Annotated in this window: 10 protein-coding genes; 6 read left to right on the forward strand and 4 right to left on the reverse strand. The window is 61.7% G+C overall.

Features of this window, described 5'->3' with window-relative positions; translation table 11 throughout:
* The first annotated feature begins 16 nt into the window (after nucleotides 1–16).
* Nucleotides 17–772 (forward strand): FadR/GntR family transcriptional regulator, encoded by a 756-nt coding sequence (locus AC6IZO_RS09945; protein WP_497804642.1) that lies wholly within the window; start codon nucleotides 17–19, stop codon nucleotides 770–772.
* A 119-nt stretch (nucleotides 773–891) separates the two neighbouring features.
* Here the strand turns inward: AC6IZO_RS09945 and AC6IZO_RS09950 are convergent, their stop codons facing one another.
* From AC6IZO_RS09950 to rpsU, 3 genes are all read right to left on the reverse strand, one after another.
* Complete coding sequence (locus AC6IZO_RS09950) at nucleotides 892–2,313, reverse strand: MiaB/RimO family radical SAM methylthiotransferase (RefSeq protein ID WP_497804643.1); 1,422 nt, start codon at nucleotides 2,311–2,313, stop codon at nucleotides 892–894.
* A 254-nt stretch (nucleotides 2,314–2,567) separates the two neighbouring features.
* Nucleotides 2,568–2,957 (reverse strand): zinc-ribbon domain containing protein, encoded by a 390-nt coding sequence (locus AC6IZO_RS09955; RefSeq protein WP_497804644.1) that lies wholly within the window; start codon nucleotides 2,955–2,957, stop codon nucleotides 2,568–2,570.
* Nucleotides 2,958–3,126: 169 nt separating this feature from the next.
* Nucleotides 3,127–3,324 carry a 30S ribosomal protein S21 gene (rpsU, locus tag AC6IZO_RS09960; protein ID WP_497804645.1) on the reverse strand — a complete coding sequence of 66 codons (198 nt, stop codon included), beginning with the start codon at nucleotides 3,322–3,324 and terminating at the stop codon, nucleotides 3,127–3,129.
* 297 nt (nucleotides 3,325–3,621) lie between these two features.
* On the opposite strand from rpsU, the gene AC6IZO_RS09965 reads away from it, so the two are divergent.
* The 5 genes from AC6IZO_RS09965 to aspS all read left to right on the forward strand — a co-directional run bounded on the left by AC6IZO_RS09965 (nucleotide 3,622) and on the right by aspS (nucleotide 9,452).
* Nucleotides 3,622–4,674, forward strand: a complete 1,053-nt coding sequence (locus AC6IZO_RS09965; protein WP_497804646.1) for a methyltransferase — start codon at nucleotides 3,622–3,624, stop codon at nucleotides 4,672–4,674.
* Between the two features lie 148 nt (nucleotides 4,675–4,822).
* Complete coding sequence (locus tag AC6IZO_RS09970; protein ID WP_497804647.1) at nucleotides 4,823–5,341, forward strand: gamma carbonic anhydrase family protein; 519 nt, start codon at nucleotides 4,823–4,825, stop codon at nucleotides 5,339–5,341.
* Nucleotides 5,338–5,991: a DJ-1/PfpI family protein gene (locus AC6IZO_RS09975; RefSeq protein ID WP_497804648.1), complete on the forward strand. Its 654-nt coding sequence runs from the start codon at nucleotides 5,338–5,340 to the stop codon at nucleotides 5,989–5,991. Before AC6IZO_RS09970 ends, AC6IZO_RS09975 begins: the two co-directional genes overlap by 4 nt.
* 104 nt (nucleotides 5,992–6,095) lie before the next feature.
* Complete coding sequence (gene hisS / locus AC6IZO_RS09980) at nucleotides 6,096–7,370, forward strand: histidine--tRNA ligase (protein ID WP_497804649.1); 1,275 nt, start codon at nucleotides 6,096–6,098, stop codon at nucleotides 7,368–7,370.
* Nucleotides 7,371–7,616: 246 nt separating this feature from the next.
* Nucleotides 7,617–9,452, forward strand: coding sequence for an aspartate--tRNA ligase (gene aspS, locus AC6IZO_RS09985; protein WP_497804650.1), 1,836 nt, complete (start codon nucleotides 7,617–7,619; stop codon nucleotides 9,450–9,452).
* Nucleotides 9,453–9,714: 262 nt separating this feature from the next.
* On the opposite strand, the gene AC6IZO_RS09990 is transcribed toward aspS, so the two are convergent.
* Entirely contained in the window at nucleotides 9,715–13,083 is a 3,369-nt protein-coding gene (locus tag AC6IZO_RS09990) for a TonB-dependent receptor (protein WP_497804651.1), read from the reverse strand.
* Between the last annotated feature and the right edge of the window lie 105 nt (nucleotides 13,084–13,188).

Below are 13,188 nucleotides of genomic sequence, written 5' to 3' on the forward strand. Positions count from 1 at the left end.
GTGCTACCATCGGGGCATGGAAAACGCCGCCCCTCCGGCCTTTGAAAAAGTGCGCGCCACCCGCGCCCACGAGCAGATTGTGGAACAGCTCCAGCAACGCATTCTGAGCGGAGAACTCAAGCCCGGCTCGCGCCTGCCGTCGGAGCGCGCCATGATGGCCACCTTCAGCGTCAGCCGGCCCACCGTGCGTGAGGCCCTGCGCGTGGCCGAAAGCCTCGGGTTGATCTCCGTGCGCCACGGAGACCCGGGCGGCCCCACCGTGCTGGGCACGCCCTCGGTCGGCATCTCCAAGGTTTTTGACGGACTGCTGCGGCACGATCTGACTTCGCGCGTGGAGCTGCTGCAACTGCGCATTGTGCTCGATAGCTCGGCGGCCGCGCTGGCCGCCTCACAGCCTCGTACGCGCATTGCCCCGGCCGCCGAAATCTTCAAGCAGATGCAGGCCTGCGAAGACCTGACGCAGTTTGCCGCGCTCGACGCACGCTTCCACCACGCCATTAACGAGGCGGGCGGCAACCAGATGTTCACGCTTGTCTATGAGTCGCTCGAGGAGCCGATCCGGCAGCTTATCGCCAGCAGCCTGGGCGAGGGCTTTGCGCGCAAGCGCCCCGAAGCGCTGCGCCAGCACGAACACATTCTGGAACTGATCAAGGAAAAGAAGTCGCGCGAGGCCGCGCGCGCCGTCCGCGAGCACTTCCGCCAGACCTGCTTTCCCAAGCTCGACGAACATGAGCGCCGCAGTCTGGAAAGCTTCCTGGCTGCGCTGAGCTAGCGCGAGTTTCGCTGGGCCACACGCTTCAAATGCAAAGAAGCAGATCCTTCGCTGCGCTCAGGATGACAGTACCAAGGAAAAAGTAGTTTCTTGCAAGCGGCGACGGCTCAACCCAGCAGTTACTCCAGCGTTCCCACCAGCGCCTCACCCTCAATGCCCGCAATCAGCGGCTCGATGCTCTGGTTGGCCTCGTGCACGCCGTCCAGCCACAGCTTCTGATAGTTCGCGGTCAAGCACTCGGTGCGGCCGTCGACGACGGTGGTCAGCGTGAGCGCCGGCAGGCGACGTCCAAGAAACTGCTGCTGGTACGCCGTGCGCTTGGCCGCGACCAGCTCGCGCAGGCGGCGGTTGCGCTCGCGCGCCACGTTGCCGTTGACCTGATCCTTCATCTCCGCCGTGGGCGTGCCGGGGCGTGAGGAGTAGGTGAAAACGTGCAGGTAGGTAAATGGCAGCCGCTCCACCATGCGGAAGGTCTCTTCAAAATCCTCGTCGGTTTCGCCGGGGAAGCCGACCATCACGTCAGCGCCGATGGCGGCCTCGGGCAGCGCGGCGTGAATCCTGTTGATGCGGTCCTCGTAGTGCCACGGGCGGTAGCGCCGGTGCATCAGACGCAGGATGCGGTCGCTGCCGCTCTGCAACGGCACGTGCGCGTGCGGCGCAATGCGCGGGGTCGAGGCCATCAGCGCAATCAGCTCATCGCTCCAGTCCATCGGCTCCACGGAGCTGATGCGCAGCCGCTCGGCTGCCGTGTGGGCCAGGATGGCGCGAAGCATGTCCACAAAGCGCGCCCGGCGCGGTGCAGCCGCCTGCTCTGTCTCTGCGGCCACCAGCAGATCCTTCGTCGCCTTGCTCTTCAGGATGACGTCTTCACTTGCGGCCGCTGGCGCTTGCAGGTCTCGGCCCCAGCGGCCGAGGTTGATGCCGCTGAGCACGATCTCGCGGTAGCCGTTGGCGACCAGGTGATTGACATTGGCGATCACTTCGCCGAGCGGCAGTGAGCGGCTGCGTCCTCGCACCGAGGGAATGATGCAGAACGAGCAGCGATTATTGCAGCCGTCCTGCACCTTCAGATTCGGACGAGTCTTCTCGTTGTCGCTGTCAAAGACCGGCGCGGCCAGCAACTCGGTGTGGGCAAAAATGTCGCCCACGGCGATCTCCGCGTGCGGCGCGGCTCCGGCAATCTGCACCAGCGTTTGCGGCTCCGCGTGGCCGAAGGCGATCTGCGCCAATTGGTGTTTGTGAGAATTGCCGATGACGATGCTGACGCCGGGGATCGAGGCAATTTCTTCCGGCGCGCGCTGCGCGTAACAGCCGGTCACAATGATGCGGGCGGTCGGGTTTTCGCGGTGGATGCGGCGGATGGCGGCGCGGGCGTCGTGGTCGGCGCTGGAGGTGACGGTGCAGGTGTTCAGCACCACAACCTCGGCGGCCTCCGATGTTTCAGCGCGCACCATGCCCTGCTCGGAGAGCTGGTGCTCGATGGCGGCGCCGTCGGCCTGAGTGGCGCGGCAGCCAAAATTCTCAACGTGATAACGCGTCACAACTACATTATATGTGGATTGGCGGAACTCAGGCTTGTGCGCGCGAATTGGCACGGGAGTGGCGAATTTCGAGGGACAAATTCACTCGATTTCCGCTGCCGTACTTCGGCGCTGGTCTCCGGAAGAGAGCCGTTCGGACAGTTGTCTTCAATTGCCGGGAAATGGCCGTCTCCTGGGGAGAGACGGCTGTGATCGTCTGCCCAATCAGCATGTGCCTTGCGGCAATCTTGCTACCCCAGGCATGGGACCGTGCCCTATGCGGTCACCGGTGGAGTCTTCTTCGAGGCCTGGAAGCACTCCCGGCAGAAGACCGGGCGCCCCTGGGTCGGTTTGAACGGCACCGTTGTCTCCTTGCCGCAATTGGAGCAACTGGTGCGGGTCTCCACCTTTTTGTAGGAACTTTCCTGCTGCAGTCCGAGCGCCGATGCACGCTTGGTTTTGCAGTTCTTGCAGCGTTTGGGTTCGTTCTTGAACTGTTTGTCGTGGAAGAACAGCTGTTCGCCGGCGGTGAACACGAAGTCTTCGCCGCAATCCACGCACTTGAGAATCCGGTCCTGGAATTCCATGGAAGACACCCCTTTCAGCCCTTGTTCCTCATTGCTGAGAACCTGACCGGTACATCGCTCTGCCCGCCCGGAACGCATCCCGGGCCCACTCCGGTCTGGTGATTGCATTGCCCCTGGGTTCGGCCTTGCGCGGAATCCCGCGCGGTACAACTGCGACATCGATAAAAGCAGCGACGGCGTTGTGCATCTCCGGTGTCTAGGGAGACGCAAAAAGGCCGCCGAATTTTCGGCGGCCTATCTTACATCGTTAGTCCTGCTCTTTGCGAGCCTTTTTCCTGCTGCGCTTCCGCGCCAGGGCTTCCTTCAGACGGGCCTTCTCGCCCGGCTTCAGGTAGTAGGAGTGGCGCTTCACTTCCTTAATGATGTCTTCCTGCTGCACCTTCCGCTTGAAGCGGCGAAGCGCGTTCTCCAGGGATTCTCCCTCTTGGAGTCGAATCTCAGCCAAGCCTGATACACCCCCAAACTCGCCCTATAGGCTGGAACAGTATATCAAACCCCCTGCCGGGCTTGAACCCCCAACACGCCAGCACCTCTTTTGCAAGCTGTTTCCCGCTGATTTTAAAGGCGTTAGTCACCATCGGATCGACGAATCAGCTCTGCGCAGAGTAGAGAGCCGGCATAGAAACACATGCCACTCCGCCATGCCCATGAACTATTTCCGCCGGCGTGACGTATATCACACCTGCCTGTGATACAGTACGTCACTCCGGGCCCGGCTCAACATCCACGAAAAGGAGTTTCCATGTTCGACGCCCCGGTCCAAAATGCCGCCGAAGTTCGCAGCCCACACCCCGGCCCCGAGCACGTTCAGCACGTGTTCCAGCTTGCCACCGGAGTCATGGTTGCGGCCGCCCTGCACGCCACACTCAAAGCCCGCATTCCCGACCTGCTGGCCAACGGCCCGCGCCACGTGAGCTATCTGGCACGCGAATCCGGCATGCACGAGCAATCGCTGTACCGCTGCCTGCGCGCCATGGCCACCGTCGGCCTGTTTACGGAGGTGGAGCCTCGCACGTTTGAGAACACGCTCTCCTCCGAGGTGCTGCGTTCCAGCCATCCCATACGCGCCATTGACACCGCACTGTGGATGACCAACCCCTTCCACTTCCGCACCTACAGTGAGTTTCTGCATTCGGTGGAGACCGGCGAGCCCTGCGTGGAGCAGGTCTACGGCATGCCGGTCTTCGACTACTTCCCCACCGACGCCGAGTGCAACCGCGAATTCAACAGCGCCATGACATCGCTGACCGCGATGGCCGTGCCGGCGCTGCTGGCCACCTACGACTTTGGCGGGCTGGGCACACTGTGCGACGTGGCCGGTGGCCATGGCCGCCTGATGACAAGCATCCTGAAGAAGCACCGCGACCTTCAAGGCATCATCTTCGACCTTGACCATGTCATCCAAGGCACACGCGAGCGTGTGCGAGACGCTGGGTTGGAGCATCGCTGCGAGTGCGTCAGCGGAGACTTCTTCAAAGCGGTGCCGGCCGCCGACTCCTACGTGATGAAGCACATCATCCACGACTGGGAGGAGCCGAAGGCGATTGCCATCCTGCGCAACTGCGCCAACGCCATGCGCGGCAACGGCAAGATCATTCTGATCGAAGCCATACTGCCCGAGGGCGATGCACCGCACCTTGGCAAGTTCATTGACCTGGAGATGCTGGCCATGCCGGGAGGCATGGAGCGCAGCGCGCGCGAATACCACGAACTGCTGAACAAGGCGGGGCTGCGCATCACCCGCATTGTTCCCAACGATTCGCCCTTGTGGGCAATTGAGGCCGTGAAAGCCTGAGAAGACACCACAATCCGAGACATCGCTTCTGCCCCACCTTGCACCAAGGTGGGGCTTTGCCGTTTGTTCCCTCTTTGGGGCTTGAGAACCCTTGCAGCATTTTCCTCCTCATCTCCATCTGTTATGGTGAGAGGTTACGGAGCCTGCCATGATCCGCAGTTACAAGGGCGTGATGCCCTCGTTCCCGCAAACGTGCTACATAGACCCTTCGGCACAGCTCATCGGCGATGTCGTGCTCGGCGAGCATGCCAGCGTGTGGTGTTGCAGCGTGCTGCGCGGCGATGTGCACATGATCCGCATCGGTGCCAACTCCAACATCCAGGACAACTCCGTGTTGCACGGGATGCTGGGCAAGTGGCCGGTAATTGTGGGCGACTGGGTCACCGTGGGACACTCCGTGACACTGCATGGTTGCGTGGTGGAAGACCGGTGCCTGATCGGCATGGGAGCCATCGTGCTCAACGGCGCGAAAATCGGGCATGATTCGATCATTGCCGCCGGCACTCTGCTGCCGGAAGGCACGGTCGTGGAGCCCGGCTCGCTCTGGATGGGCTCGCCCGGCAAGTTCCGCCGCTACCTGACTGAAGAAGAGAAAGCCTCCATCATGAATTACGGCACCAACTACATCGGGTACAAGAACCAGTACCTGAGCGAGGCGTCCAAGTGACGCCGGAAACCGCACGCCCGACCACCTTCGGCATCCTGATTTATACGGACGTTGAGCCGCTGGATTTCTGCGGCCCCTACAACGTCTTCAGCACCACGCGGACGGATGAAGAGACGCGTCGCGAAACCGAATCGCCCATCAAGGTCACGCTCATCAACGAATCGCTCGGCCCGGTGGTCACTGCTGGCGGCATGCGCATTCTGGCCGACGTCGACTTTGCCACCTGCCCTCCGCTGGACGTGCTCATCGTGCCCGGCGGACACGGCTCGCGCGCGCTGATGAACAACCAGCGCTACCTGGATTTTGTGAACGCGCAGTCCACCAAGGCGGAGCACATCGCCTCGGTTGCCACCGGCTCTCTGGTGCTGGGCGCAGCGGGGCTGCTCAATGGACGCAGCGCCACCACGCACTGGCGCTCGCGCGATCTGTTCCGCTCCAAGTTCCCGACCACCACGCTGCAACGCGACCTGCGCGTTGTTGTGGATGGGCCGATCATGAGCTGTTCGTCGATCGCCGCCGGAATTGAGATGAGCCTGATGCTGGTTTCGCAATATTATGGAGACGAGGTGGCGCGCAACGCCGCCATGCAGATGGAGTACGCTTATCCGGAAGCCACAGGCCGCCGTCGCGGCACGCTGGTGGGTGTGTAGCTCGCATCCCCGGGTAGCCGCCGCGCGTTGAACCCAGGCGGCAGTATTCTAATGAGTGAGTGGCTCTCCATTTTGCCGCGCTGGACGCGGATGGATAAATAAAGATGATCAAAGCCGTACGCGGCACGCGTGATCTGCTGCCGCCTGATACCGACCTCTGGAATTTTGTGGAAACCCGCGTGCGCGAGGTCTTCCGCCGGTACAACTACCACGAAATTCGCACGCCGATTTTCGAATCGACCGAGCTGTTCGCCCGCGGCGTCGGCGAAGAGACCGACATTGTCTCCAAGGAAATGTTCACCTGGGAGGACAAAGGCCGCGCCGCCAGCGAGAAGAACCAGTCACTGACCCTGCGCCCGGAGAACACGGCGGGCGTGGTGCGCGCTTACATTGAGCATGGCATGGAGCGCACGGGCCTGCTGCAGAAGCTCTACTACATTGGGCCGCAGTTCCGCCGCGAGCGTCCGCAGAAGGGCCGCTACCGCCAGTTCTTCCAGATTGGCTGCGAGATCATCGGACCCGCCTCGGCCGGAAGCGAACTGCCGCTGCGCGACGCCGAAGTGCTCGACATGCTGACCGCCTTGCTAAATGAAGTCGGCCTCACCGGCTGGACGCTGTATCTGAATTCCGTGGGCTGCCCCAAGTGCCGTCCGGCGTACAACGCCGCTCTGCGCGAGGCGCTGGCCGGAGTGAAGGACAAGATGTGCGGCGACTGCCAGCGTCGCGCGGAGACCAACCCGCTGCGCGTGCTTGACTGCAAGGTGCCCGAGGACCAGCCGATCATCGAAAAGCTGCCGAAGATCAGCGAGTACTTGTGCGAGGAGTGCCGCACGCACTTTGCTGAGGTGCGCGCCGCGCTCGACACACTTGCGGTTCCCTACACCATCAACCTGCGCATGGTGCGCGGGCTGGATTACTACACGAAGACGACGTTCGAGTTCACGCACGGCGAGCTGGGCGCGCAGAGCGCGGTGCTCGGCGGCGGACGCTACGACGGATTGAGCGAATCGCTCGGCGGCCCGAAGTCTCCGGGCATTGGCTTCGCCATCGGTGAAGACCGGCTGGTGCTGGCCCTGCAGGCGCAGCAGCAGGCAGCAACCTCGCCGCTGAAGGCGTTTGTGATTCCGCTTGGCGAAGGCATGAACAAGCACGCGCTGGCCTTAGCGCATGAGTTGCGCGCGGTAGGCGTCTCGGCCGACATTGGCGACGAGCACTTCCGGCTGAAGAAGGGCTTTGAGACCGCGGAAAAGCTGGGCGCGGAGTTTGCAATTCTCGTCGGTGAAAACGAACTGGCCTCGCAGACCTTCGCGCTCAAGAATCTCAAGAGCGGCGAGCAGCTTCCGGTGCCGCGCGCGGAGCTGGCCGCGAAGCTGAAATAGTTTTTCAGCAGTACCACGGATGCCCCGCCTGACCTACCTCGGGCGGGGCGTTTCTTTTGTGCGCAAGCACATGCCGGGATGTTGCAGCCTGAACCGCATTCCCGCAAACGCCTGCCACTCACGATTTCCGAAATGCGTTCCAGGCCGAAAACAGGCCGTATTCGCGAAGGACGCGAGGGATGGCCGCGCCAAGCGCACGCAACTTCGGTACAATGAATGAATCCCTTTTTCCGATTGGCGAGAGCAATGGAACTGGATTTCTTAGGTGATCTAAAACGTACGCATCGTTGTGGAGAGCTGCGCGCCACTGACGCCGGCCAGACCGTTACGCTGATGGGGTGGGTCAACAAGCGCCGTGATTTCGGCGACCTTGTCTTCATCGACCTGCGCGACCGCAGCGGAGTGACCCAGGTTGTGTTCGACCGCGAGCGCGTTGGCGCCATGCACGACAAGGCCAATGAGCTGCGCAGCGAGTATGTGCTGGCCGTGACCGGCAAGGTCCGCCTGCGCGGCAACGACGCAATCAATCCCAAGCTCGATACCGGCGAAGTTGAGATCTACGCCGACGACCTGAAGGTTCTCAACGACAGCAAGCTGCCACCGTTCCTTCCCGGAGACACCACGCTTCCGGCAGAGGACGTGCGCCTGAAGTATCGCTACATCGACCTGCGGCGTCCGGAGATGCAGTACAACATACAGCTCCGCCACAAGGTCGCGCTGGCCATCCGCAATCACCTTTCGGAGCAGGGCTTCTACGAGATTGAGACGCCGTACATGACGCGCTCGACGCCGGAAGGCGCGCGCGACTACCTTGTTCCGAGCCGCGTGCATCCCGGCGAATTCTACGCGCTGCCGCAGTCGCCGCAGATCTTCAAGCAGATCCTGATGATCTCCGGCTTCGACCGCTACTTCCAGATCGTGCGCTGCTTCCGCGATGAGGACCTGCGCGCCGACCGCCAGCCGGAATTCACGCAGATCGACCTTGAGTTTGCTTTCCCGACCGAAGAAGTCATCTGGTCGGCCGTCGAAGGCTTCCTCGGCGCGGCGTTCAAGGCCGCCGGATTTGAAATTGCCGGGCCGTTCCCGCGCATGACCTACGACGAGGCCATCGCGCTCTACGGCATTGACAAACCCGACATGCGGCTGCCCGCGATGACCGACGTGAAGGCCGTCTTCCCGGCCGATGCGCTGCAGACGCTGGGCGTGGACCCCGAGCTGCCGTTCGTGGCCATACGCATTCCGCACGTGGGCGACCTGAGCCGCAAGGAACGCGACGACCACAAGCTGTTGCTGAACGAGAAGCAGGCCAAGGTCATCAAGTTCTTCGACGACTTCAAGCGTCTGGAGAAGAGCTGGCCGGAAGCCATCGCGAAGGTTCGCGAGCTAACCAAGGCCGAGGCCGGCGATCTGCTGGTGCTGGTTGGCGGTCCGCAGCGCGCTGAAGCTGCCGATGCGCGCAAGACGCGGCGGCAGGGCGCACAGGTCTCCACCAACGCCGGACAGCTTCGCCTGGCGCTGGCGCAGAAGTACGCGGACAAGCACAAGGCCTTCGAGCAGAAGCAATTCAAGTTCCTCTGGGTCACGGATTTTCCGTCGTTCGAGTGGGACGAGGATGCGGAAAAGTGGACGTTCGCGCATCACCCGTTCACCTCGCCGCACGAGGACCACATGGGCATGCTGGCCGAGGGTGTCGATTCGATCAACGATCCGAACTCAGTGCTGGGTGAGATTCGCTCGCGCGCCTATGACGTGGTGCTGAACGGCACCGAGCTTGGCTCCGGCTCCATCCGTATCCACCGGCAGGACGTGCAGGCGCAGATCTTCCGCGCGCTTGGCATGGACGAGGCCGAACAGAAGCTGCGCTTCGGCTTCTTCCTGGAAGCCCTGCAGTACGGCACGCCTCCACATGGCGGCATCGCACTCGGGTTGGATCGTATTGTGATGATCCTGGCCGGTGCACCAAGCCTGCGCGAGGTCATCCCGTTCCCGAAAACCGCCGCGGCCACCGACATGATGATGGACGCGCCGACTCCGGTGACCGACGCACAACTCCGCGAACTGCACATACAGGTCAAGAAGTAGGAATCCAACCAGACACCGAGAGGCGCCCACGCGGCGCCTCTTTTCTTTTTCGTTCACTTTCTTCTTCACGACGACTGGCTGTCAGTCGCGCGCGAAACATCACCTCATTCCCGCGAGCAAAAAGAAAGGCCGGAGGCTTTCGCCCCCGGCCAACTTGCAGTTGGTTCCGACTAGATCAGCTGCGCGATGAGTGTGTCCGTTCTTCTCATCGCCGGGCGAAAGCACCCGGCTTTATCTCGGACACACCTTTCGCGAATCCGGCCTAGAAGTTGATGCGGATGACAGCCTGCGCACGGCGGGCGGTGGTACCGTCCGGCGTGATCTGCGTGGCAGTCAGCGCACCGTAGCTGGTGTACGGAATCAGCTTGTAGACCGTGTTGGTACCCGTCGTCGTCGCGGTGTTGGCAGTGCAACCCAGTGAACCGCTTGCACCGTTGCAGACCGACCACTTGGTAAAGGTACGGCCGCTGGCGATGATGGTGTTCAGCAGGTTGACAGCTTCGATGCCGGCCTGGATATTGACACGCTCGTTGATGACGAACTTCTTGCTGATACGAGCGTCGGTGCGGATGACCTCACCGATGTTAAGACCAGAGAGTGACTCGAAGGGAACGATGCTGGTAACACCCAAGCCGTTCAGGCCGCTGCGAACAGCACCGCTGAAGTTGCCGCTGGCGGCCGTGGTGTAACCCGGGTTGGTGGGCTGCGAGGTCGCCAACTGCTCAACCAGAGACAGCGTCCAGCCGTTCACCACCTGCTTCGCGAACTGCGAGTTGCTGTTCGTGAACTTCGGGGTGAAGGTGGCGTTGATGATCAGGTTGTGACGGCGATCCAGGAAGCTGGAGCCCTTCTGCTGACGGTACGCTTCGTTATAGAAGCTGCTCGGCGTGGTGCTGCCGAAGGTCGGCGTGGAGCCGATACCGTAGTCGATGGTGTGTCCGTAGGTGTACGACGCCGAACCCGTGAACCAGCTCGAGTAGCGGCGAGTCAGGTTAACCAGCAGCGCGTTGTAGTAGCTGTTGCCAGCCGCCTGCAACTCGGTCACGCGGCCGGTGTACTGGGTGCTGGTTCCCGGAACCACGTACGTTGGGTTGTAGCTGCTGTAAACAGGATAGACATCCGAAGCGCGCAGGAACTGCGTGGCTGCCGCATCCCCATACATCATGTACTGCAGGGTCTTGCTGGCATCCTTCTTGATGTTGGTGTCTTTCTGGACGTTGATGTGCATCGAACGGCTCCAGACATACGACACCGACAGGTTGGTACCCTTCGCGATTTCACGCTCGATGGCGACGGTCGCCTGCTGCGAGTACGGATTGCGGTACTTGCTGTCGGCGAAGAAAATATCCGGCGACAACGACTTGGCACAGCTACCGGTCGGCGACCAGCCCCAGGCTTCCTGATTCGGGAAGGTAGGCAGGCAGCTGGCGATGGAAGTGGTAAGGCTGCTTCCGCTGTAGCTGTAAGGCTTCTGGTACAGGCCGGTGGTGACCAGCATGTTCTCCAGGGTCGACGTGGTGTAGCGATCCTGGAAGATGCCGTAGCCGGCGTGGATCGAGGTCTTGTTGTTGATGGCGTAGGCGATGCCAAGGCGCGGAGCCCAAGCAGCGTTGTAGGTCGGAATGTAGCAGGTACCGATCTTCTTGACGCCGGTAGCAGTCTGGATCATGGTGTCCATCGCCGTGTTGCAGCCGGCGACGGTCGAAGAACCGATCTGCGGGGTCGGCATCGAGGTGTACTCGTAGCGGATGCCCGGCGTGATGGTCAACTTCGGAGTTACCTTCCACTCATCCTGCGCGAAGAACGAGCTCTCCCAGATGGTGAGGTCAACGTTACGGCCGCCCACGGTCTGCGAGAAGCCGGAGAACGCTTGCGTTCCGGCACCCGTCAGGCTATTGAAATCCAGCGCGAAGAGCGTCATGGCATTGACACCGTAGCCGGTGTTTCCGCCGCTGGTCACCGTGCCGGTGGTCGCGCCGTAGCTGTAGGTCGGATACTGGCTCGGCATGCTGATGACGTGATCATGCAAACGGGTCTCGTCGATGCCGAACTTGAAGCTGTGCTTACCCTTCACGAAAGCGAAGGTATCCGCGAACTGCGTACGCAGCTCGCTGGGGTTGACGCGCGGATAGTTGGTGGCGTCGCCCAGGTTGCTGACGCTGTTGATGGTCAGGGCGGTGATGGCGGAACCCGCCGCGCCAAAGGTCGGGATGAGCGACTGCGAGGCCGGGTCGATCTGGCGGTCCTTGAAGATACCGAAGCGGAACTCGTTCAGCGACGAAGCGCCGATCACGCGAGTCCAGCTCAAACGGCCGGTACGATCGAAGACGTTGGTGTCGGCATTGTTGCCGATGGCGCTGCCGTTGGTCAGAGAGAGCTGCGTCTGAATGCCGTTCGGGCTGCGGAAGTCAAGGTAGTTGAAGTTGGCCGAGATGGTGTCCTTCGAGGTCGGATGATAATCCAACTTGAAGAACAACAGGTTGTTGTCCATGTGGCGGGGAATCAGCTGCGGAACCACACGGCTCTGGACCCAAGTTGCGGCAGCCAGGCACTGAGCGGCGGTCGGGGCAGCCACAACTGCGCCGGCCGGCGTCTTTACGTAGCCATAGGTCAACGCAGCGCCGGTGGAATCCGTACAAGGAGCCTGACCGGTCTTATAGTTTCCGCTGCCATCGAACAGGTTGTTGCCGGAACCGGCGTTCAGGTTCGAGGAAACGGCCGGAGCATTGCGGCGGAACAGTTCACCGTTGAAGAAGAAGAACAGCTTGTCCTTCTTGATCGGGCCACCGATGCTGAGACCAGCCTGGTGACGCCATTCCGGCGGATTGATGCCCTTCGGCGTCAGACCGTTGACTGTGGTGGCGTCGATGGCGTTCAGCGTGCGGTTGCGCCAGAACTCATAAGCGCTGCCGTGGAACTGGTTGCTGCCGGAGCGGGTAACGGTGTTGACCACGCCACCGGAAGCCTTGCCGTATTCGGCCGCGAAGTTCGCGGTCACGACCTGGAATTCCTGCACGGCGTCCTGAGAGATGTTGTAGGTACGAGTACGGCCGGCGTTCTCACCGTAGTAGCTATTGGTGGTATCGACGCCGTCGGTAAGGAAAGTGTTGCCGCCCGGGTTGCCACGGAACGAAAGCAGGCCAAAGGCCGCATCGTTGGTGACGCCGGGGTTCAACAGCACAAACTGGTCGACGCGGCGGCCGTTGATGGGCAGGTCCAGAATCTGCTGGCTGCCAACCACCGTCGAGGTGTCGGTCTTGGCGAAGTCCACCACCGGAGCCTCACCCGTCACTTCCACCGTGGTACCGGCGGCGGCAGGCCTCAAGGCTGCGTTGATCGTCACGGTCTGGCCGACGATCAAGGTGATGTTCTTGACTTCGTACTTGCCGAAGTTGGGCGCAATCACAGTCACCGTGTAGCCATCGGCCGGAACCAGGGCCTGGGCGTTGTAAACGCCGGCGCCGCTGGTGGTCAGCTCACGATGAATGCCCTTGCTCGAGTTTTCAACCAGGACCTTCGCGTTGGCAACCACCGCGCCGGACTGGTCGGTCACTGTTCCCACAATGTCACCATAGCCGGCGCTCTGCGCCAGGCCGATAGCGGCAAACAGGAACACGAATGTTACTGTCAAAAGGATCCGGCTGAAGCTCAACCGGCTAGAAAGCGTAGACATTTCGTCTCGTCCTCTCCTAAAGGTGTACAGACGTTGCTTTGGCTCAGCGCTTCCGCCAGCTCC

The sequence above is a fragment of the Oryzophilus luti genome (assembly GCF_059726245.1).

What these genes read in the sequence shown, in the direction of transcription:
- aspS (WP_497804650.1), top strand. Translation starts at nt 7,617, where the DNA reads ATGGAACTGGATTTCTTAGGTGATCTAAAACGTACGCATCGTTGTGGA.
- AC6IZO_RS09945 (WP_497804642.1), top strand. Translation starts at nt 17, where the DNA reads ATGGAAAACGCCGCCCCTCCGGCCTTTGAAAAAGTGCGCGCCACCCGC.
- AC6IZO_RS09970 (WP_497804647.1), top strand. Translation starts at nt 4,823, where the DNA reads ATGATCCGCAGTTACAAGGGCGTGATGCCCTCGTTCCCGCAAACGTGC.
- hisS (WP_497804649.1), top strand. Translation starts at nt 6,096, where the DNA reads ATGATCAAAGCCGTACGCGGCACGCGTGATCTGCTGCCGCCTGATACC.
- AC6IZO_RS09955 (WP_497804644.1), bottom strand. Translation starts at nt 2,957, where the DNA reads ATGCGTTCCGGGCGGGCAGAGCGATGTACCGGTCAGGTTCTCAGCAAT.
- AC6IZO_RS09965 (WP_497804646.1), top strand. Translation starts at nt 3,622, where the DNA reads ATGTTCGACGCCCCGGTCCAAAATGCCGCCGAAGTTCGCAGCCCACAC.